Origin of the sequence: Algiphilus sp., from assembly GCF_023145115.1 — a bacterium.
In the GTDB taxonomy this organism is placed as follows: Bacteria; Pseudomonadota; Gammaproteobacteria; order Nevskiales; family Nevskiaceae; genus Algiphilus.
The window spans coordinates 1-20,267 of sequence record NZ_JAGLEJ010000047.1; the positions used below are offsets into that span (position 1 = coordinate 1).

The following is a 20,267-nucleotide window of genomic DNA, read 5'->3' on the forward strand; positions in this document are numbered from 1 at the left end:
TCAATCGGCTGTCGGTGCTGGATCCACCCCGGCCCGTCCGGCGCTACGCCTGGGACCGGCCCGGCCAGATGCTGCACCTGGATGTGAAGAAGCTCGGGCGTTTTCACCGTCCGGGCCATCGCGTCACCGACAGCCGGCGCCTGAACTCGCGCGGGGCGGGCTGGGATTACGTCCACGTCGCCGTCGACGATGCCTCCCGGCTGGCGCTGAGCACCGTGCATGCCGACGAAACCGGCCGCAGCGCGTGCCGGGCGCTCATCCAGGCCATCTGGTGGGTTTACACACCTAGCCGGCGCCTTCCTCATGCCAGGCGCCCGCCCCCAGTAAGATCAGCCGGATGCGCTCGACGAGAGCGTCGAACAGCCGTTCGCGCTCGCGCTCGGACAGATCGTCGTCGAGCAGATCGCCGGCCGCGTCCAGCATGGTCGCCACCACCAGATCGCAGACCAGTCGCATGACGCGCGGCGGCAGGTGCGCGAGGAAATCCAGCGCGCGCAGGTCCTCGGCCATGTCCTCGGAGAAGCGGCTGACCTCGCGCCGGATCGCATCGCGCACGCGCGCCGGACCGTTCAGGCGCTCACCGGCGATGAAGCGCATGTGCAGCCGGTGTGCGCGCAAATACTCGACGTAGATCCCGACCGAATGGCGGATGATGTCGCGCGCCGGCAGATCGTCGCGGCGCGCCTCGCGCAGCAGGCGGCGCAGGGTCAGGCCGCCCTCCTCCACTAGCGCCAGGCCGAGATCCTCCATGTCGCGGAAGTGCCGGTAGAAGGCGGTGGGCACCACTCCGGCGGCGCGCGCCACCTCGCGCAGCCCCAGGCTGCCGAAGCCGCGCCCGTCGGCCACCAGTTCGAGCGCGGCCTGCATCAGGCGCTCGCGCGTCGGCGTGCGCTGCTCGCGCGCGTCGCGCATGCGCTCGAGCGACGAGCGCCGGCTGCGGTGCTTGCGCTCGGTCATGGCCTGTGAGGACGGTCGTTCACGTCTCGCCGCGTTCCGTGTTCCGCTGTAGAAGAGAGCTCTGCCGAGCCGGTTGACCGGCGCGCGCACCGCCGGTGAACATATGTGCACACCAGGCCCGAACGCAACCGGACTCCCGCCATGATACCTGCCCCCTCCCGCAACGCCGCCCGGCCGCACGGCGACGGCGCCACGCGCTAGGCTCCCGCCATGCCCGACCCCGCCCCGCCCGCCGACTGCATCGCCGCCCGCGCGCTCGACGCGCACGTTGCGTGGATCCTGGACCGCGCTGCCGACGGCCCTGCGCTCGACGCCTGGCTGGTCGACACCGTCGACACGCTGCTGGCCCATGCCGAAACCCTGACGCTGGCCGAGGCGGTGTCGTGCGAGCAGGTCACGGAGACGGCGCTGCGCTACGCCGCCGACCTGCCGCTCACCGGCGGCATCCCGGAGCTCATCTGCGCGGTCGCGCGCGCCCTGCGCGATCAGCCCGCGCTGGCCGACGCGTGCATCGGCGATCTGGTGCCGGATGACGCCATACGGACCTTCATCGCGAAGATCAGCGAGCTGCACGGCCTGCGCGCCGGCGCGGTCGCCGAGCTGCACCGGAGCGACGCGGTACGCGGGCTGGTGGCCACGCTCTGCCTGCACGCGCTGCGCGGCTGGATCGGCGAGGCCGCAGGCCGCGCCGGCCGCCTCGGCGCACTCGGTCAGCGCCTGCCGGCCACCGTCCGGGACGCCTTCGACCTGATCTTGGCACGCGCCGCCGAGCAGGCCGGCGACGGCGCGGCCGGTCTGCCGGAGTACCTGCTGCGGCACATCGACGACCACGCGCTGCAGGACGCACTGGAAACGTTCTGGGATCGCCTTGCCGAGATGCCCGTAGCACCCCTGCGCGAGGGGTTGGGCGACGATGACATCGAGGATTTCGCCGCGCTCGCCTACGGCTACTGGCAATCGCTGCGCGATCATCCGACCTACCGCGCGATGATCGCGCGCGGCGTCGACGCGGTGTTCGAGCGCTACGGCGACACGCCGCTGCGTGCGCTGCTCGTCGACCTCGGCGTCGACCGCGCCATGATGCTGCACGAGGCGCGGCACTACGCCCCTTCGGTGCTCGCGGTGCTGCACGACCGCGGGATCCTGGAAGCGATCGTCCGGGCGCAGCTCGCCCCCTTCTATGCCTCGGACGCATTCGCCGGCGCCGTCGGCGGGGGCACCGCGACCACGCGCTGAGGTCCTCCATCCGCTTCGTGGCATGCTTCGCCGCCATGTCACAGGCCGTTCACAGTCCCGAGGCGTCAGCGATTGCCGAATCCGGCTATGTCTTCGTGCCGGCGGCGGCGCTGTACGCGACGCTGAACGCCTTCGGCGCGGACGATGCCGCCTGGCGTCGCTTCGCGGACAGCTGGCATCGCATGCCGGTGGATCGCTTCATGGCGGATGGCGGACGCTACCGGCGGCGCCGGCACGCGACGCTGCGCGCGGGCGCCGACGGCCGATGGGCGCGCCTGCCGCAGCAGCCTCACTACCAGAGCCGCGACTACAACCCGCTCAACGGCGGTGTGCAGCGCTGGTTCTCGCCGGTGGACCCGGTGGTGATCGACAACCCGGCCACCGCGGCCCTCCTGAACCTGAGCGCGCGGACCTTCGGCGCTCTCGCCCCGGAGGTGGACCCCTGGCACGTGGAACTGCACCAGTTCCGCATCGAGGCCGCACCCGACCGCGAGGGCCAGCCCACGCCGGAAGGGGTCCACCGCGACGGCGTCGACTACGTGCTGGTCACGCTGATCGCGCGCCAGAATGTCTCCGAGGGCAGCACCCACATCCGCCACGCCGACGGCACCGAGCTCGGCGCCTTCACGCTGGCGGCGCCCGGCGACACGGTGCTGCTGGACGACCGGCGCGTGCTGCACGGCGTCACGCCTATCCATCCGCTCGACCCCGCACGCCCCGCCTATCGCGACGCCCTGGTCATCACCTTCGCGCGACGGCCGCCCGGCGACGCGCCGTCCTGACGCCCCTCTCCGCAATTTTCACTACATCCCGCGGTTGGCGCACAGCCGCGGCGCCTGTGTAGGATTCGTGACAGTCGCGTGACAGGCACGCGAACACAACGACAACAGCGGGGAGACGATGGAACAGGGGAATGCGGGCCGCCCGGTGTGCGGCCGTCGGTGGCTGTGGATATCCCTCGTGGCACTGGCCGCGGCGGGGTGCGGTTCGAGCGAGCCGCCGCGGGACGGCGCCGGCACTCCGGGGACGCCGGGCGAGGATCCGCCACTGCGCGAGGACAGTCTCGACCCGCAGATCGCCGATGCCGTCTCCGATGCCGAGCGCCGCGGCTGCGACTTCCTCGATCCGGCCTACTGCCAGTTCCCCTGGCCCAGCGACGCGCTCACCGTCGCCGATGACAGCACCGTCACCGGTCGGCGACTGAACCTCGACGTCGCGGGCATGCCGATGAACATCGTCGGCATCCCGGTCAATCCGGCCGCGTGGAATGTCGACGACGGCTTCTCGCCCGGGCAGATGATGCTCACCCATGTGCCGGACCTCGACCTGGCCGCAACCGGCGCCGCCCCGGTGACGGACATCGAGGCCTCGCTGGAGGCCGACGCACCGGTGCTGATCATCGATGCCGCCACCGGCGAGCGCCACCCGGTCTGGGTCGAGATCGACAGCAGCGAGACCGCCGCCACGCCGGTATGCGACCTCGCACCGGGCCTCAACGAGCTGCTCGCGCTGGTCGGTGACGCACCGGACGCGCTGGGCGCCCTGCTGGGCGCGGTCAGCGACGGCTGCGGCGCGCTGCTGGCGCCGATCTTCTCGGTGCTGGGCGAGGTCCTCGACGGCAGCGGCCTGCTGCCCAACAATGCCTTCAAGGTCGACCCGCCGGCTCTGATCCTGCGCCCCGGCGAGAACTTCGTGGAAGGCCACCGCTACATCGTGGCGATGCGCAACCTGCGCGACGCCGATGGCGCGCTGCTGGAAGCGCCGTCGCAGTTCCGCGTCTTCCGCGACCGCCACGTCAGCGACCTCGATACGGTCAACGCCCGGCGCGAGCACATGGAGAACCTTTTCGACACCCTGTCCGCCAGTGGCGTCGCGCGCGACGAGCTCTACCTGGCGTGGGACTTCACGGTGCGCAGCGCCCGGAGCACGGCGGAGCCGGTGCTGGCGATGCGCGAGGAGGCCCTCGGCATGCTCGACGGCGGCGCACCGGCGTTCGAGATCGTATCGGTCGAGGACTTCGACGAGGGCGACAGCATCCGCCGCATCGAGGGCCGCATGACGGTCCCCAACTACCTCAACCTGCCCGACGGGCTGTGCGACAACACGCCGCTCCTGAGCGATCTGGCCGACTACTGCGCCATCGTCGAAGGCACCGTGGGGGCGCTGCAGGCCACCGAGGTGCCGGTCATCGCGGACGCCGCCGGCGGCATTGCCGAGGGCCTGCAGCTGGTGCTGCGCGACCTCGGCCAGCTGCCGCTTTCCCGCCTGAACTACGGCATCCCGCGCGCGGCCACGCCGCAGATCAACCCGCTGCAGCCGACGCAGGAGTACCGCTTCCAGTGCGAGATCCCGCGCACCGCCATCGGAGACTTCGGGGATGCGGCGACCTGGGTGCGCCCCGCGACGCCGCTGATGTACGGACACGGCCTGCTCGGCGGCAAGGGCGAGGTCGGCGGCAGCAGCACCGAGCGCCTGCGCGAGCTCAACCTCATGCACTGCGCCATCGACTGGATCGGCATGGCGACCCGCGACGTGCCCAGCACCCTGCTCATCCTGCTCGAGATCGGGCAGTTCGCCAGCCTCACCGACCGCCTCCAGCAGGGCGTGATCAACTGGCACTACCTGGCGCGACTGCTCAAGCATCCCGACGGACTGGCCAGCGATCCGGCCTTCCGGAGCGCCGACGGCCGGCCGGTCATCACCAGCGAGCGCGTGGTCTACGACGGCAACAGTCAGGGCGGCATCCTCGGCGGACCGGTGATCGCGACCTCCACCGATATCACGCGCGGGTCGCTCGGCGTGCCCGGCATGAACTACTCGACCCTGCTCCGCCGCAGCGTCGACTTCGACCCCTACGGCACCTTCTTCTACGCCGCCTATCCGAACAGCTTCGACCAGTCCTTCCTGCTGTCGCTTATCAACAATCTCTGGGACCGCGGCGAGAACAACGGTTTCGCGCGCGACATCCGCGAGCCGGACCGCTACACGGCGCTTGGCTATCCGACGCCCGACCACGAGGTCCTGCTGCACGTCGCCTTCGGCGATCACCAGGTCGCCGACGTGTCGGCCGAGGTCATGAACCGCACCCTCGGCGGCAGCGTCCATCGTCCCGGCGTCGAGGACGGCCGCCACAGCAACGTCAACCCCTACTGGGGCATGCCGGCGGCCGTGGACGGATCCGGCGGCAGCGCGCTGGTGGTGTGGGACATCGGGCCGGTCGACAACGCCTTCAACGACGGCACTGCCACCGCGCCGATTACCAACACCCCGCCGCGCGACGGCCGCGACCCCCACGGCGATCCACGCAAGGAGGTGAGCAGCGCCATCCAGCGCTACGACTTCCTGCTGGACGGGCGCTTCACCAACGTCTGCGGACCGCGGCCCTGCTTCGCGCGCGACTATGTGTCCGAGGCCGTGGCCAGCGGCAGCGCCGGCAATGTCGTCCCGCTGGTGCGCGCGCCCGGTCCGGCCAGCGCCGCCGCCGGCGGCTCCGCCCGCGTGTTTGCGATCGCGGCCGACCCCGACCGTGACCCGCTGACCTACGCCTGGTCGGTCGCGGGTGGCGGCGACTGCGTCGCCGGGCTCGCCGATGCCGACCAGCCGGCGGCCACCGTCACGCTGGCGGCCGGCTGCGACGGCTCGGCAGTGACCATGGAGATCGTCGTCGGGGACGGCCGCGGCGGCGAGGCCGTCGCCACCACGCGGATCGAGATCACCGCGGCGCCGTGACGGCGGCCCTGCGCGGGCGCGGTGAGCGGGGCACCGCTCATCCGCGTCGGCGCACCGGCGATCCCGCAAGCGTCGCCGTGCCGGAACGCTCGTAGCGTCGCGGCCACCGCTCATCGGCGCCGCGGCGCCGATACCCGAACCGCCATTCATGGTGGGATCCAGGCATCCACCGGATCCCGCCATGACCCGCGTCTCGCACCTCAGCCGCAGCACCACCGACCGCAGCCTCTCCCGCCCCCAGCGCGACATCGCCGCTGCCGAGCAGGCCCTCATCGACGCCCTCGCCGACGCCGACTACTCGCGCAGTGTCAGCGCGCTCGCCGAGCTGCGACTGAGCCTGCGCGAAGCCGATGCCTCGGAGTCCGCGCTCGGCCCGGCACGCCATGCCGTCGAGGCACTGGCCGAGACGCTGCACGCCGACCACCGCATCGCGATCGACACCCGACTCGCTGCCTAGTTCAGCGCCGCACTCGCCGCCAGCAGCGCCGCGACCTCGACCAGCTCGAGCAGGGCCCCGGCCGTGTCGCCGCTGGTACCGCCGAGCCAGCGCATCAACCCCTGGCGCCAGGCCAGCGCCGCGACGCTGGACACGCCCACCGTGAGCAGCGCCGCCAACGCCCCCATGGTCACCCCGACCGCCAGCAACGCCAGCACGGCTGCGCCCGCACTCACCAGCAGCGCCTCGCGACGCGACGCATGCCGTGCCATCACCGCACCCAGCCCGCGGGCATTGAGATAGGGCGTCGTCACCAGCAGGACGGGCATTGCGGCCCGCCCGAGGAGCGGCGCCACGATCAGCACCGCCCAGGCATCAGCCACCAGAAGGCCGACCAGCGCCGAGAACTTGGCGAGCAGCAGCACCACCAGCGCCACCGCGCCGGCGGCGCCGGTGTGCGGGTCGCGCATGATGCGCAACGCGCGCGCGCGATCACCGCCACCGCCCAGCCAGCCGTCCGCGGTATCGGCCACCCCGTCGAGATGAAGCGCGCCGGAGGCTGCCACCCAGACCGCCAGCAACAGCGCCGCCGCGGGCATCGGCGGCAGCGCCGCGTCCAGCGCCAGACCGACGAGCGCCAGCGTCAGCCCCATCGCCATGCCGACCAGCGGATAGCACAGCAGTGCACGGGCCTGGTCGGCCGGACCCGGCACCTCCGGCAGCCGCACGGGCACGCTGGTGAGGAACTGCACGGCGATCAGGAAGGGGCGCAGCATGCTCAGCTCCCGTCGGCGACCCGGGCCTCGTCGAAGGTCGCCATGCCGTCATGCAACGTACAGGCCATGCGCAGCAGCGGCACGGCGACAGCGGCACCGCTGCCCTCGCCCAGCCGCATGCCGAGGTCGAGCAGCGGCTCGGCATCCAGTGCCCGCAGCACCGCCGCGTGGCCGGGCTCGGCGGAAGCGTGGCCGAAGAAGCACCATGCGTCGAGATCCGCGCACAGGCGCCGCGCCGCCAGCGCCGCGGTGGTCGCGATGAATCCGTCGACGAGTACCGGCAGTCCGTGCTGCGCGGCGGCGACATAGGCGCCGCAGAGCGCGGCGATCTCGAATCCGCCCACGCAGCGCAGCGCCGCCAGCGCGTCGTCGGCGGCCGCCGCGTGCCGGCGCAACGCATCGCGCACCACCGAAGCCTTGTGCTGCACGCCGGCATCGTCGAGACCCGTTCCTGGACCGCACAGGGCCTCGGCGGATGCGTCGGTGAGCAGGCAGGCCAGCGCGGTCGCGGCGGTGGTGTTGCCGATGCCCATCTCGCCGCCGACGAAGAGGTCCGCGCCGTCGGCCAGCGCTCGCATGACGGCCTCGCGGCCGGCATGCAGCGCCTCGCCGAGCTGTACCGCCGTCATCGCCTCGCCGCGGCGGAAGTTGGCCGTGCCGGGTCCGAGAGGCTGCCGGTGCAGGCGCACGCCCGGTGCGGGATCGGGCAGTGCGGCGACCTCGGCAGTACCCAGATCGACCACTTCGAGCCGTGCGCCGAGGCTGCGCGCGGCGACGCTGATGGCGGCGCCGCCGCGCAGGAAGTTGGCGATCATGGCGCCGGTCACCGACTGCGGAAAGGCCGACACACCCTCCGCGACCACGCCGTGGTCGGCCGCGAACACCGTGATCGCGATGCGGTCGAGCGTCGGGCGCGCGCGTCCCTGCATGCCGGCGAGACGCACCGCCAGCGTCTCCAGCCGACCGAGCGCGCCGGGCGGCTTGGTGAGCCGGTCCTGGCGCGCGGCGGCCTCGGCTGCGGCGCGGGCGTCGGGTGTGCGCGCGGCGTCGCGGATCCACGACGGGGATGCGGTCATGGCGTCGCCTCGATCGCATCGCCCTTCAGCACCAGCGGCAGGCCCGCGGCGGTCAGCACGACGCGTTCGCACAGCGCCGCGAGCGCCTGGTGCAGGCGCCCCGCCTCGTCCCCGAAGCGGCGGCTGAGCGCATCCATCGGCATGATGCCCAGCCCGGTCTCGTTGCTCACCATGATCAGCGGTCCGGCGCTGTCGCGCACTGCCTCGATCAGCGCGGCGCGTTCGGCCGCGAGCAGCGCATCGGCATCATCGCTGCAGAGCACCCGGGTCAGCCACAGGGTCAGGCAGTCCACCAGCACCAGCCGGCCGGGCGCGCCCGCGTCGGCGATCGCGGCACCGAGCGCGGTCCCGGTCTCGACGGTCTCCCAGTGCGCCGGGCGCTGCGCGCGGTGGTACGCGATGCGCGCGGCCATCTCGGCGTCACCCGCCTGCGCGGTGGCGATGTAGGTGACCGGCAACGCCGACGCGGATGCCAGCCGCTCGGCCAGCCGGCTCTTGCCCGAGCGCACGCCGCCGAGGATGAGCTGGCGTTGCGGGATGGCGCCATTGGTGGGCGGGAACGCGTTGCTCACGGCAGGTTCTTGGCCACAGATTTCACAGATTCAGGGGATTGTCTACTGGTGGCGCTGACAAGGTCAGCGCACACCAGAGCCCGAAGAATCGGTGGAAATCTGTGCAATCTGTGGCTAACCGCTTTCATGCCGCTTCACCGGGAACACCGCACAGCGCCAGCACGCGCGTCATGTCGAGGTGCTGGTCGACGCAGTCGGCGAGGCGTTCATAGGTGGCCTCGCGCGCGGCGCCGATGTCCACCGCCGCGGCATCGGCGAGGCCCGCCCAGCGCAGCAGGGCATTGCACGCTTCGGCTTCGTCGAAGACGCCGTGCAGATAGGTGCCCATAACCCGCCCGTCCTCGCTGATGGCGCCGTCGACGGTGGCCGCATCGTCGCAGGGATCGAGCCGCGCCAGCGGCTGATCCAGCGCCGCACCCGTGGTACGGCCGGCGTGGATCTCGTAGCCGCGCACCGGCGCCTCGTCCAGCGTCAGACGACCGGTGCGATTGCGCAGCACCTTGTCACCGGTCAGCACGGTCTCGCAGTCGAGCCAGCCGAGTCCGTCGCTGCTGCCGGGCGCGCTCTCGATGCCGTCGGGGTCGTGCACGGCGCGCCCCAGCATCTGGAAGCCGCCGCAGATGCCGATCACCTTCCCGCCGTAGCGCAGATGGCGCGCCAGCGCGGTGTCCCAACCGCCGGCGCGCAGCCAGGCCAGATCGTCGCGCACGGCCTTGCTGCCCGGCAGCACGATCAGGTCGCAGGCCGGCGGTGCTTCGCCGGGGCCGACGAACTGCAGCGCCACGCCGGGATGCCGGCGCAGCGCGTCGAAGTCAGTGTGGTTGCTGATGCGCGGCAGCGCCGGCACCGCCACGCGCAGTTGCCCGGCGCTCGCGTCCCCGGCCGCGTCGCGCGGCAGCGCGTCCTCGGCGTCGACCTGCAGTCCCTGCAGATACGGCAGCACGCCCAGCACCGGCTTGCCGGTGCGCGCGGTCAGCCAGTCGAGCCCCGGCTCGAGCAGCGCGATGTCGCCGCGGAAGCGATTGATGACGAAGCCCGCGACGCGCACGCGCTCCGATTCGGAGAGCAGCTCGAGCGTGCCGACCAGGTGTGCGAAGACACCGCCGCGGTCGATGTCGGCGATCAGGATCACCGGGCAGTCGACCGCCTCGGCAAAACCCATGTTGGCGATGTCGCGATCGCGCAGATTGATCTCGGCCGGCGAGCCGGCGCCCTCCACCACGACCACGTCGAAGGCATCGGCGAGGCGCGCATGACTCGCCAGTACCGCGTCCATCGCGGTGCGCTTGTAGTCGTGATAGGCCACCGCGTCGAGCTGGGCGACGGCGCGACCGTGCACGACGACCTGCGCGCCACGGTCGGTGGTGGGCTTGAGCAGCACCGGATTCATGTCGACCGTCGCCGGCACGCGACAGGCCTCGGCCTGCACCGCCTGGGCGCGCCCGATCTCGCCACCGTCGGCGGCCACCGCGCTGTTGAGTGCCATGTTCTGCGGCTTGAATGGCGCCACCCGCAGGCCGCGTCGCGCCAGCGCCCGGCCGAGGGCGGTCACCAGCCAGCTCTTGCCGGCATCGGAGGTCGTGCCCTGCACCATCAGCGTGGCCATCCGCTCAGTCCTCGCCGCCGATCAGCACCATGCGCCCGGTCTCGCGGTCGCGGTACACCTGACCGACGGCCTCGTAGCCGCTACCGGCCTGACCGGTGCCGGCAGGCACTTCGGGCAGCTCGCGCCCGGCCTCGACATCGGCGCCGCCGGTGCGCATCGGCTCCACGCCGTCGCCGGCCGAAGCCAGCGCGATCATCAGACCGACTGCGAACACCAGCATGATATCGGCGAGATTGGCCAGCGGGCCCATCGGATCATCGTCGCCGACCTCGAAGCGGCTGCTGCGATAGCGCGGCACGCTCATGCGGCAGCCTCCTCCAGTCGCTCCATCGCGGCGTCGTACCAGCGCCTGCGCATGCGGCCGATGACGAAGCCGAGAATGCCGGCGAACAGCCCCAGCACCGTGGTATTGAAGGCTACCGTCACGGCCTCGGCCAGCACGTCGAGCTCGCTGCGGCTCAGCGCCGCCAGCCCGGGGCCGAGCGGAATCAGCGTCCCCATCAGCCCGAGCATCGGTCCGATCCGCGCCAGCAGGTCGGCGCGATCGATGCGACGGCGTGCGCGGCCCGCGAGGCCGCCGGCGCCCAGATGCGCTTCAGCCCGGCGCACGCCGCCGATGCCCTCGCCGACCAGCAGGCCGAGCTCCCAGATGGCCAGCGCCACCAGTGCCAGCAGCCCGGCGATGACCGGCTCCAGCAGCCAGCCGACCACCGCGTCCATGATCTCCAGCGATGCAGACGTGAACATCCCATCCTCTCCTTGCGCGTTGCGCGGCGCCGATCAGCGGCGCCGCCCGAATCCGATACCACCGACCAGCAGCAGGAGCGCCAGTCCGGCAACGATCCAAGGCAGCATCGCCACGCCGCCCTCGCTGGCGGCGTCGTGCTCGTGCTGCTTCTGCTGTCGGTCGGCCTGCTGCTGTGCCTTCTGCGCGGCCTCCTGCGTCATGCGCACTTCCTTGACGGTAGCCGGATCGCTGGGCGTCTGGCGCTCCGGCATGCGCGCCGCAGCGCGCACCGCGTTGAAGGCCTCGCGCAGCCCGGCATCGTCCAGCCGCTGCGCCACCCAGTCCATGGTGGGGTGATCCGGGCTGGCGTGCGCGCTGCCGGGCAGGCCGTGCGCCACGACCGCTCTGGCGAAATCGGTGGCCTGGGCGTCGATGACGGCATCGTCGGCTTCCCAGAACCCGCGATGCGCCGCCACCAGCGTGATGGCCTGCATGTGCGTCTTGACGTGGACGTTGTGCGCCTGCTGCAGGAAGTCGTCCAGGCCGATGCCGTGCTTGTCGCGGAAGTAGACGTCGTGCACCGCATCCCATACCCAGGACTGGACCACCTCGGGACTGGTCACCTGCCAGCCCCAGAGATTGTCGAGGAAGTCCGCGCCCATGGTGCGCGCGCCGGCGTAGCCGTGATCCATCAGCGGCTTGAGCCACTGCGGATTGAGATTGCGGCTGCGCAGCTCGCCCAGCAGCGCGCGCTCCAGCGACTCGACACGCGGATTGTCCGGATCAGCGTGCTGCAGGACCCGGTTGTCCGGCGCCGCGCCGGTGAGATGCTCGACGGCCATCGAAAGCCCGCCCTGGAAGTCGAAGCCGTCGTCATTGTCGAGCAAGCCGTAGACATGGCTGGCCCGGCCCAGATAGGTGCGGCCGACGCCCTTGAGGCGCTGCTCGAAGGCGTCGTGCGCGGCGCGGCCGCCGTCGCCGCTGCCGTAGGCATGTCCCATGCGGCGCAGGTAGGCCCCGGCCACCTCGCCACGATCCGCCCAGGCGCCGGAGCGGTCGGCGAGCCGATTGACCCCGGCCCCGTAGGCGCCCGGCGCGGTGCCGAACACGCGCAGCGCGGCGTCGCGGCCGGCGTCCCCGGGCGCGGCGCCGCCGTCGATGAGCGCCTTGGTATCGGCCACCCAGCGCGCCGCGACGTCGTTGCGCGCCAGCGGCTCGTCGCCGGGGTCGCGCATGCCGTCGGGCAGCGCTTCCAGCGCCGCGTCGAGGGCGCCATCGAGCTGCGGATGCCTGGCGCGGATGGTCTCTGACGCACCCTGCAGCGCCAGCCGCGAGGCCTGGTCGAGCCAGACCAGCTGATCCTCGTAGAGATCGCGGAACAGCCCGGAGGTCGTGAACAGCGCGTCGCGGCGGCGCCGGCGCTTGTCGTCCAGCGGCATGCGCTCCAGCGACTGCACGATGCCGCGCGCGTTCCAGACCGGCCTGATGCCGAGCATGTCCAGGCCGAAGGCCACCATGACGCCCTCGTCGCGCACGGTGTCGGAGGCCCACAGCACGATGGCCTCGCTGCCCTGTGCGCGCTCGTCGCCGCGCGCGCGGGCCTCGGCGGCCAGCTCGGCACCGATGGACCAGGCCACGCGCGTGGGGACGAGATCGCCTGACAGCGCGTGGAAGTTGGTGCCCGTGGGCAGCACCGATGGGGTGCGCACCGGGTCGTTGCCCTCGCCGGGCGGCACGAAGCCGCCGTCCAGCGCGGACAGGAAGTGCCGCATCTCCCGGTCGGGCGACTGATTCAGCCGTTCGCGCCATTCGGGCTCGGGATCGCCGTCGCCGGCCATCGACGCGAGCATGGTGTCGACACCCTCGGCATCCCAGTCGCGGCCGAAGACATGCAGACCCAGCGGCATGAAGCGCTCCTGCATCTCGGTCAGATAGTGGCCGACCTCGTGGACCAGCAACTCGTCGTCGATATCGGTGAGCGATATGGGTTCGGCTTCCTCGTCGTGCTCGTCGCGCTCGTCGCGCTCGTCGCGCTCGTCGTGCTCGTCGTGCTCGTCGTGCTCGTCGTGCTCGTCGTGCTCGTCGTGCTCGTCGTGCTCGTCGTGCTCGTCGTGCTCGCGATGATCGCCTTCCCCGTCATGATCGGCGCTCCCATCACGCGCTTCGCGCTCTCCATCGTGGTCGTCGTGATCACTGTGGTCGTCGCGTTCGTCCGGGTGCTCGGCCTCGCGCTCTTGCGCGTCCTCACCGTGATGGTGATGCCCGCCCGCCAGCTCGGCCTCGATCTCGGCAGTCAGGTTCAGCTCCTCGACGCGCTTGCGCATGCGCTCGACGGCGCGCTTGCGGGTGGGCGCATCGGGATCGGCGGCGGCCTCGTAGGTCTCGACCAGCTGGCGCAGCTCCAGCAGCTCGTCGTAGAGATCGGTGGTGGCCAGCGGCGGCGTCAGGTGACTGATCATGACGCCCATGGCGCGCCGCTTGGCCTGGATGCCCTCGCCGACGCCGTCGACGATGTACGGGTAGATCAGCGGCAGATCGCCGCCGAGGATGTCCGGATAGTCGTCCTCGGCGAGGCCGGCGCGCCGCCGCGGCAGGAACTCGCGCGTGGAGTGACGGCCGACATAGACCAGCGCGTCGGCTTCGAAGTCCTGCTTCAGCCAGTGGTAGAAGGCGACGTAGTGATGCGTCGGCGGGAAGGTGGTGTTGGCGTGCAGCAGCGCCTCGTGCACTTCCCAGCCACGCGGTGGCTGCGGTCCCACGAAGATGTTGCCGAAGCGCAGGCCGGGGAACAGCAGTGCGCCGTCGTGCACCATCGCGCGTCCGGGTGCCTCGCCCCAGCCGGACAGGCCCGGTATGCCGCTGCGGATGAGCGCGTCGCGCAGCGACTGCAGTTCCTCGGCGTTGCCGCGGCCGTCGAGACGACCCTCCCAGCCGGCTTCGAACTGCGCCAGCAGATCCAGCGCGCGCGCCTTGGCGCGATGGTCGATCTCCTCGAGCATGTGGCGCAGATCGGCGACGCCGCGCCGCAGCGCCTGCTGGCCGAGGGCGCGTTCCTCCTCGGCCATGGCCTGCCTGAGGCGGGCGTGCATATAGCCGACCGGGCCGTGCTCCAGCTCGGCGCGCACGCGCTCGGGCAGCATCCGGAAGTAGTCGAGATAGGCCGGCGTCGACAGCGACGGCACGCGGCCGGCAATGGCCTCGAGGCTGTCGCGGTACTCGGGCAGGTTGACGCCGCGGTCCTGAATCATGTCGTGCAGCGCCTCGGCGTCGGCGGGCAGCTCGCCGGTGTCGTAGCCGGCCTCCCTGAGGCGCGTGAGCATCTCGAACAGCGATTCCGGCACGTCCAGCTTGTCGGCGCCGATGTTGTGACGGCCCGGCGGGTGGTTGTAGTAAATCAGCGCCACCCGCTTGTCGGCATTGTCCAGCGTGCGCAGGCGGTGCCAGCGCTTCATGCGGGCGGCGAGCATGTCGACGCGGTCGGCCACCGGCCGCGTCAGCGTCAGCCGCACGCCGGTGGCCTCGTCGATCTCCGGCGGCTGCGCCACCGACAGCACCATGGGCGCGATGATGCCCTGCAGCTCCGGCATGGCGAGCTTGTAGTGCACCGAATCCCAGGGCACGCCCTCCGCCGACAGGCGCCACTGCGCCTCGGTGAGATCGGCGAGCCGCATGCCCTTGACCACCGGGATGTCCAATGTCTTGAAAGCCTCGGTCACCTCGCGGCGCCCTCCGCCGCCGCCTACCGTGAAGTCCTGCAGGCTGACGATGGCCGAGATCTCCGCCGGTGCGGCAGTCTCCTTGACCCGCTTCACCGCCTCGACGCTGCTCCCGCCCCAGCGTGCCAGCACCGCGAAGCACTGCAGCTCGTGCGCCTCCAGCGCGCGGCAGGCCTCGTCGAGCAGCGCGCGGTCGCCGGGCCGGTCGCCGGAGTCGAGGTCGAGCAGCGCTACCGCCGCGCCTTCCTCCAGATCGAGCGTGGCCGGATCAGAGCTGGCGCTGCCGTTGCGGTAGTAGCGCACGCTGGCGCGCGGCGTCAGCGCCGGCACTTCGATGTCGTGCCCGGCGCGGGCCAGCAGCCAGCGCATCAGGCCGTCGATATGCGCCGGGCTGCGGCCGGCGTAGAAGCCGCTGCCCCTGAGCCATTCCGCCTGCCCGGGAAAGCGCTCCTGCAGCGCATGGAAATGCGCCATCGGGTCGTCATCGGCCTCGGGATTGGCGGTCAGCTCGTCGATGCGTTCATTGCTCCAGCCCGCGAGCACCGGCTCGCCGTCCAGCCGCGACAGGCGGGTGATGTCACGGTCGCTGTTGGTAGCCAGCACCGGCGCCTCGGCGGACGGTGGATAGCGCCGGAACAGGCGCTCGATGCGCCCCACCTGATCGCCGAACACCGCCGCCATCACCACCGCATCGGCGTCCCGCCACAGCGCCACCAGCTCCTGGTCGGAGAGCTGGGCAATCTGCAGCGGTGTGCGCAGCTGCACCGCATGCTCCGGATGCGCTTCCAGGAAGCGATGCGCGCCGGCGGCGAGCTCGGCGGCCGAGCGGTCGGAGACGATGCCGACGATGGTCGCCGCCTGGACGGCGAAGGGACAGAGCAGCAGCAGTGCGGCGAACAGACGCTTCATCAGCAGGACTCCTTCGGATTCGGCGCGACGGCGCGTGTCAGCGCGCGGTCCAGCTGCTCCAGCGCGGCTTCGTCGGGCGCCAGCCCGAAGCGCAGCGCCGGCGGCGCCTCGAAGCGGCGCACGAGCACGGCCTCGCGCGCCAGCGCGTCGAAGAGCGCGTCGACGGCCGTCGCCGAGGGCAGCGGGCAGTAGCGCATCAGCGCCGAGGCGCCCTGCGGCGCGAGACCGTGGCGCGCGAGTACCGGGTCCAGCGCCTCGGCCGCCGCCCGGAGCCGCTGCCGCTGTGCGGCCTGCCAGTCGCGGTCGGCCAGCGCGCGCGCCATGATCCAGCGCGCCGGGTGGCTCAGCGCCCAGGGGCCGAGGGCCGTCTCGAGGCGCGCGCAGAGCGCGGCCTCCCCCAGCACGACGCCCGCGCGCAGACCGGCGAGCCCGAAGAACTTGCCCAGCGAGCGCAGGACGACAAGCCCCTCGCCCGCATCCGGCGCCACCGGCACCGCCGTGCTCGGGTCGACGAAGGCCTCGTCGACCACCAGCCAGCCGCCGCGCGCGGCCAGCGCGTCGCGCCAGGCGAGCAGCCGCTCGCGCGGCACCGCATCCCCGGCGGGGTTGTTGGGGTGAATCCAGACCAGTACGTCGAGCGCGTCCAGCTGCGCCTCGACAGCGTCCAGCGGCACGGGCACGACCTCGTGGCCGTGCTGCGCCCACCACCAGCCGTGCTCGGCGTAGCCCGGCGCCGGCACGCCCACCCGGCACGGCGCGCGCAGCGTCGGCAGCGCCTGGATCGCGGCCTGGCTGCCGGCCACCGGCAGGCAGCCGATGGTTTCGGGAGCGCCGCACCAGCCGCGCGCGATTTCGACAAGCCCGTCGTCGGCCTCGGGCAGCCGCTGCCAGACGCGCTCCGGCACGGCCGGCACCGGCCAGGACCACGGGCTGATGCCGGTGGACAGATCGAGCCATCGCGCCACCGGGATGCCGTGGTCGCGCGCCGCGCGATTCAGGCCGCCGCCGTGCGCCAGGCCCATGCCAGCCCTCCGGTGGTGACGATGACACCGGCCCAGAGCCCGACGCAGCGATGCACCAGCGCGATGGCCGCGTCGATGTGCGCGGCCGATGCCGTGATGCCGGTGCCAAGCGGCGGACGCTGCCGGATGCCCTCGGCATAGGGCGCGGGGCCGCCGAGCACGACCTCCAGCGCACCCGCGCCGGCCGCCATGACGGGGCCGGCATTGGGGCTGTCCCAGTCCTGCGCCTGCTGTCGCCAGCAGCGCAGCGCGGCCCCGGTGCGCCCACACAGCGCGTAGCTCAGCGCGGTCAGCCGCGCCGGCGCCCAGCCCAGCACGTCGTCGAGCTGCGCGGCACAGCGCCCGAAGGCGTTATAGCGCGTGCCGCGATAGCCCCACATCGCGTCCAGCGTGTTCACCGCCCTGTGCGCGACCAGCGCCGGCAGTCCACCGATGACGAACCAGAACAGGCTCGCGAACACCGCGTCGGCGCCGTTCTCCAGCATCGATTCGGTGGCCGCGGTGGCGATGCCGGCCTCGTCGAGGCGCGCGGCGTCCCGGCTCACCAGCGCGCGCACCGCCGTGCGCGCGGTGTCGGTGTCGCCGCACCGCAGCGGCCCGGATACGGCGCGGCCGTGCTCGGCGAGACTGCGGCCACCGATGGCGAGGTAGAGCATCAGGGTCGCGATCGGGAACCACGCCCAGGCCGGCAGCAGGACCGTCAGCGCCATCGCCGCCGCTACCGGCGGCACCACCAGCAGCAGGACTGCCAGCACGCCGCGCCCGACATTCGAGCCCGCGCACCCGTTGAGGCGCGCTTCCAGCGCGGCTGCGACGCGCCCGAAGGCCACCAGTGGATGGGCGCGCCGCGGCTCGCCGAGCCAGCGGTCCAGCAGCAGCGCGGCCGGCACGGCCAGCGTCGCGAGCAGCGGCTCGGTCATGCGGGGTCCGCCGACGCGTGCGACGCGCCGCGACGCTCCCAGGCGTTCTCGAAGACCAGATCGTCCAGCGCGCGACGGCGATCCCAGCCCGCGGCCTCGAGCATCGGGCGCGGGTAGAAGCGCTCGACATGCCCCAGGCAGAGAACGGCCATGGGGTACGCATCGGCCGGCATGGCGAGCATGTCGGCGACGGCTTCGGGTTCGAACAGCGAGACCCAGCCCATGCCGAGGTTCTCGGCGCGCGCCGCCAGCCACAGGTTCTGGATGGCGCAGGCGGCCGAGCAGAGGTCCATCTCGGGCAGCGTGCGGCGGCCGAGCACGTAGCGTTCGCGCCCCTCGCACAGCGCCACGACCAGCAGCTCGCCGCAGTCGAGGATGCCCTGCAGCTTGAGCGCGCGCACTTCGGCGGCGCGCTCGCCGCAGGCCTCGGCTGTACGCAGGTGCTCGATCTCGGCGTGGGCGTGCAGCTTCGCGCGCAGCTCGGGGTCGGTGATGCGCACGAAGCGCCACGGCTGCATGTAGCCGACACTCGGCCCGGCATGCGCCGCCGCGAGAACGCGACGCAGCACGCCGGAGTCGACCGGATCGAGCCGGAAGTGGCGCATGTCGCGGCGCGCCGCGATGACGCGGTACAGCGTCTCGCGCTCGTCGGCGTCGAAGGCGGTCACGGCAGGAAGAGCTTCGCCGCCGCGACCGGGTTGGACGGAAAGTAGAAGTGCACGAAGGTGGCCGTCATGCGCTGGCGGCGGTACACCGCCTCGGCATTCGGACCACCGTTCGGGCACGTCGCGTGGACCAGCGGGTCGGTTCCGGTATCCATGCGTGCGTGGTGATAGGTGTGCCCGCGCAGCGCGCCCTCGGGTAGCACCACCTGCTGCGGGCCGAGCCCGGCGAAGCGCTTTTGCAGGCGGGCGCTGCCTTCGAGCAGCCCCCACATCGGGGCGGCGTTGCCGTCGGCGTCGGCGAGCGCCTCCAGCAGCGCGAGCATGCCGCCACACTCGGCCAGCAACGGCTTGCCGGCGGCAACGTGCGCGCTCAGATCAGCGCGCAGGGCGTCGTTCGACGACAGCGCGGTGAGATGCAGCTCGGGATAGCCGCCGGGCAGCCACGCCGCATCGCAGTCCGGCAGCGGATCCCCCGCCAGCGGCGAGAATGGCAGCACCTCGGCGCCCATCGCCTTCAGCAGCGCGACGTTCGCGGGATAGATGAAGGCGAAGGCGGCATCGCGCGCCAGCGCGATGCGCGTTCCCGCCAGCAAGGGCTCGGGCACGGACGCATCGGGCGCCTCGAAGGCCACCTCGGGGATCGGCACTGCGCTCCAGACCAGCTGCCCGGCGGCGTGGTCGAGACGGGTCTCGAGATCATCCAGCTCGCCGGCCTGCACCAGCCCGAGATGCCGGCTCGGTAGCGCGGCGTCGGGCGCGCGCGGCAGATGACCCAGCATCGGGATGGTGTCCGGCAGCAGCTCGGACAGCATGGCGGCATGGCGTTCGCTGCCGATGCGGTTGGCGAGCACGCCGGCGAAGGGCAGCTCCGGTCGCAGTGTCGCCAGTCCGTGCGCGACGGCGCCGAAGGTCTGCGCCATGGCCGAGGCATCGATGAGCCCCAGCACCGGAATGCCCAGGCATTCGGCGAGATCGGCGCTGGAGGGCTTGCCGTCGAACAGCCCCATGACGCCCTCGACCAGGATCAGGTCGGCATCGCCGGCGGCCTCGAAGAGTTGCGCCCGGCATCCCGCCTCGCCGACCAGCCACAGGTCCAGCGTGCCAACCGGCGCGCCGCTGGCCACCTCGAGCACCATGGGATCGAGGAAGTCGGGGCCCGACTTGAACACGCGCACGCACCTGCCCTGCCGGCGGTGATGCCGGGCTATGGCCGCGGTCACCGTGGTCTTGCCCTGACCGGAGGCCGGAGCGGCGATGAGCAGGGCCGGACAGTGCCGAGTGCCGATCACAGCTCGACGCCCTTCTGCGCCTTGATGCCGGAACGGAAGGCGTGCTTGATGTCGCGCATCTCGGTCACGGTATCGGCGATCGCCGTGATGCCGTCGGGCGCGCCGCGGCCGGTGACGACCACGTGCTGCATCGGCGGCCGGCCCTCGATGTCGGCCGCGACCGTGTCGACATCGAGATACTTGTACTTGAGCGCGATGTTGAGCTCGTCGAGCACCACCAGTGCGATCTCCGGATCCCGCAGCAGCTCGCGCGCGACCGACCAGGCGGCCCCGGCCGCGCGCATGTCCTGCTCGCGGTCCTGGGTCTCCCAGGTGTAGCCCTCGCCCATGACGTGGTAGCGCACGTTGTCCGGAAAGCGCCGGAAGAAGGCTTCCTCGCCGGTGGCGAAGCGGCCCTTGATGAACTGCACGACCCCCACCTTCATGTCATGCCCGAGCGCGCGCGCCACCATGCCGAAGGCCGAGGACGACTTGCCCTTGCCGCTGCCGGTGTGCACCAGCAGCACGCCGCGCTCCTCGCTCGCCTTCTCGATGCGCCCGTCCACCACTGCCTTGCGGCGCTGCATGCGCTCGCGGTGGCGGGCGTTGCGGGCTTCCTCGTCCTTGCTTGTCGGGTTGTCGCGGCTCATGG

17 protein-coding genes and 1 pseudogene are annotated in these 20,267 nt (G+C 72.1%); 5 read left to right on the forward strand and 13 right to left on the reverse strand.

Translation table 11 applies throughout. The features are described 5' to 3' along the window. Positions 1-269: pseudogene (locus tag KAH28_RS15720) on the forward strand (IS481 family transposase); the annotation flags it as partial. 16 nt (positions 270-285) lie between these two features. Here the strand turns inward: KAH28_RS15720 and KAH28_RS15725 are convergent. After that, positions 286-957, reverse strand: a complete 672-nt coding sequence (locus KAH28_RS15725) for a TetR family transcriptional regulator (RefSeq protein ID WP_290578252.1) — start codon at positions 955-957, stop codon at positions 286-288. Between the two features lie 210 nt (positions 958-1,167). Between KAH28_RS15725 and KAH28_RS15730 the strand changes: the two genes are divergently transcribed. The 4 genes from KAH28_RS15730 (at position 1,168) to KAH28_RS15745 (ending at position 6,379) form a co-directional block, all read left to right on the forward strand. Beyond that, positions 1,168-2,193 (forward strand): hypothetical protein, encoded by a 1,026-nt coding sequence (locus KAH28_RS15730; RefSeq protein ID WP_290578254.1) that lies wholly within the window; start codon positions 1,168-1,170, stop codon positions 2,191-2,193. A gap of 35 nt (positions 2,194-2,228) precedes the next feature. Beyond that, on the forward strand, positions 2,229-2,975 hold the full coding sequence (locus KAH28_RS15735; protein WP_290578256.1) for a 2OG-Fe dioxygenase family protein: 747 nt from the start codon (positions 2,229-2,231) through the stop codon (positions 2,973-2,975). A gap of 178 nt (positions 2,976-3,153) precedes the next feature. After that, positions 3,154-5,922, forward strand: coding sequence for a hypothetical protein (locus tag KAH28_RS15740; RefSeq protein WP_290578258.1), 2,769 nt, complete (start codon positions 3,154-3,156; stop codon positions 5,920-5,922). 181 nt (positions 5,923-6,103) lie between these two features. After that, positions 6,104-6,379 carry a hypothetical protein gene (locus KAH28_RS15745; RefSeq protein ID WP_290578260.1) on the forward strand — a complete coding sequence of 92 codons (276 nt, stop codon included), beginning with the start codon at positions 6,104-6,106 and terminating at the stop codon, positions 6,377-6,379. Here the strand turns inward: KAH28_RS15745 and cobS are convergent. From cobS to cobO, 12 genes are all read right to left on the reverse strand, one after another. Next, positions 6,376-7,131 carry an adenosylcobinamide-GDP ribazoletransferase gene (cobS, locus tag KAH28_RS15750; RefSeq protein WP_366918215.1) on the reverse strand — a complete coding sequence of 252 codons (756 nt, stop codon included), beginning with the start codon at positions 7,129-7,131 and terminating at the stop codon, positions 6,376-6,378. The genes KAH28_RS15745 and cobS overlap by 4 nt on opposite strands. Positions 7,132-7,136: 5 nt before the next feature. Next, a complete protein-coding gene (gene cobT / locus KAH28_RS15755; protein WP_290578264.1) occupies positions 7,137-8,210 on the reverse strand; it encodes a nicotinate-nucleotide--dimethylbenzimidazole phosphoribosyltransferase in 1,074 nt (357 codons plus the stop codon). Further along, the gene (gene cobU, locus KAH28_RS15760) at positions 8,207-8,782 is read right to left on the reverse strand and encodes a bifunctional adenosylcobinamide kinase/adenosylcobinamide-phosphate guanylyltransferase (protein WP_290578266.1); all 576 of its coding nucleotides are present in this window, start codon (positions 8,780-8,782) and stop codon (positions 8,207-8,209) included. The genes cobT and cobU overlap by 4 nt, the downstream gene beginning before the upstream one ends. 124 nt (positions 8,783-8,906) lie before the next feature. Further along, on the reverse strand, positions 8,907-10,388 hold the full coding sequence (locus KAH28_RS15765) for a cobyric acid synthase (RefSeq protein WP_290578268.1): 1,482 nt from the start codon (positions 10,386-10,388) through the stop codon (positions 8,907-8,909). Positions 10,389-10,392: 4 nt separating this feature from the next. Next, positions 10,393-10,692: a DUF2149 domain-containing protein gene (locus tag KAH28_RS15770; RefSeq protein WP_290578270.1), complete on the reverse strand. Its 300-nt coding sequence runs from the start codon at positions 10,690-10,692 to the stop codon at positions 10,393-10,395. After that, positions 10,689-11,135: a MotA/TolQ/ExbB proton channel family protein gene (locus KAH28_RS15775; protein WP_290578272.1), complete on the reverse strand. Its 447-nt coding sequence runs from the start codon at positions 11,133-11,135 to the stop codon at positions 10,689-10,691. Before KAH28_RS15775 ends, KAH28_RS15770 begins: the two co-directional genes overlap by 4 nt. A 33-nt stretch (positions 11,136-11,168) precedes the next feature. Continuing rightward, positions 11,169-15,740 carry a cobaltochelatase subunit CobN gene (locus KAH28_RS15780; RefSeq protein ID WP_290578274.1) on the reverse strand — a complete coding sequence of 1,524 codons (4,572 nt, stop codon included), beginning with the start codon at positions 15,738-15,740 and terminating at the stop codon, positions 11,169-11,171. Next, entirely contained in the window at positions 15,740-16,762 is a 1,023-nt protein-coding gene (gene cobD / locus KAH28_RS15785) for a threonine-phosphate decarboxylase CobD (protein WP_290578276.1), read from the reverse strand. The genes KAH28_RS15780 and cobD overlap by 1 nt, the downstream gene beginning before the upstream one ends. Further along, the gene (gene cbiB, locus KAH28_RS15790) at positions 16,735-17,682 is read right to left on the reverse strand and encodes an adenosylcobinamide-phosphate synthase CbiB (protein ID WP_290578279.1); all 948 of its coding nucleotides are present in this window, start codon (positions 17,680-17,682) and stop codon (positions 16,735-16,737) included. Before cbiB ends, cobD begins: the two co-directional genes overlap by 28 nt. After that, complete coding sequence (gene bluB / locus KAH28_RS15795) at positions 17,679-18,350, reverse strand: 5,6-dimethylbenzimidazole synthase (RefSeq protein WP_290578281.1); 672 nt, start codon at positions 18,348-18,350, stop codon at positions 17,679-17,681. The genes cbiB and bluB overlap by 4 nt, the downstream gene beginning before the upstream one ends. Then, the gene (locus tag KAH28_RS15800) at positions 18,347-19,636 is read right to left on the reverse strand and encodes a cobyrinate a,c-diamide synthase (RefSeq protein ID WP_290578282.1); all 1,290 of its coding nucleotides are present in this window, start codon (positions 19,634-19,636) and stop codon (positions 18,347-18,349) included. Before KAH28_RS15800 ends, bluB begins: the two co-directional genes overlap by 4 nt. Continuing rightward, positions 19,633-20,265, reverse strand: a complete 633-nt coding sequence (gene cobO / locus KAH28_RS15805) for a cob(I)yrinic acid a,c-diamide adenosyltransferase (RefSeq protein ID WP_290578283.1) — start codon at positions 20,263-20,265, stop codon at positions 19,633-19,635. Before cobO ends, KAH28_RS15800 begins: the two co-directional genes overlap by 4 nt. Positions 20,266-20,267 lie beyond the last annotated feature (2 nt).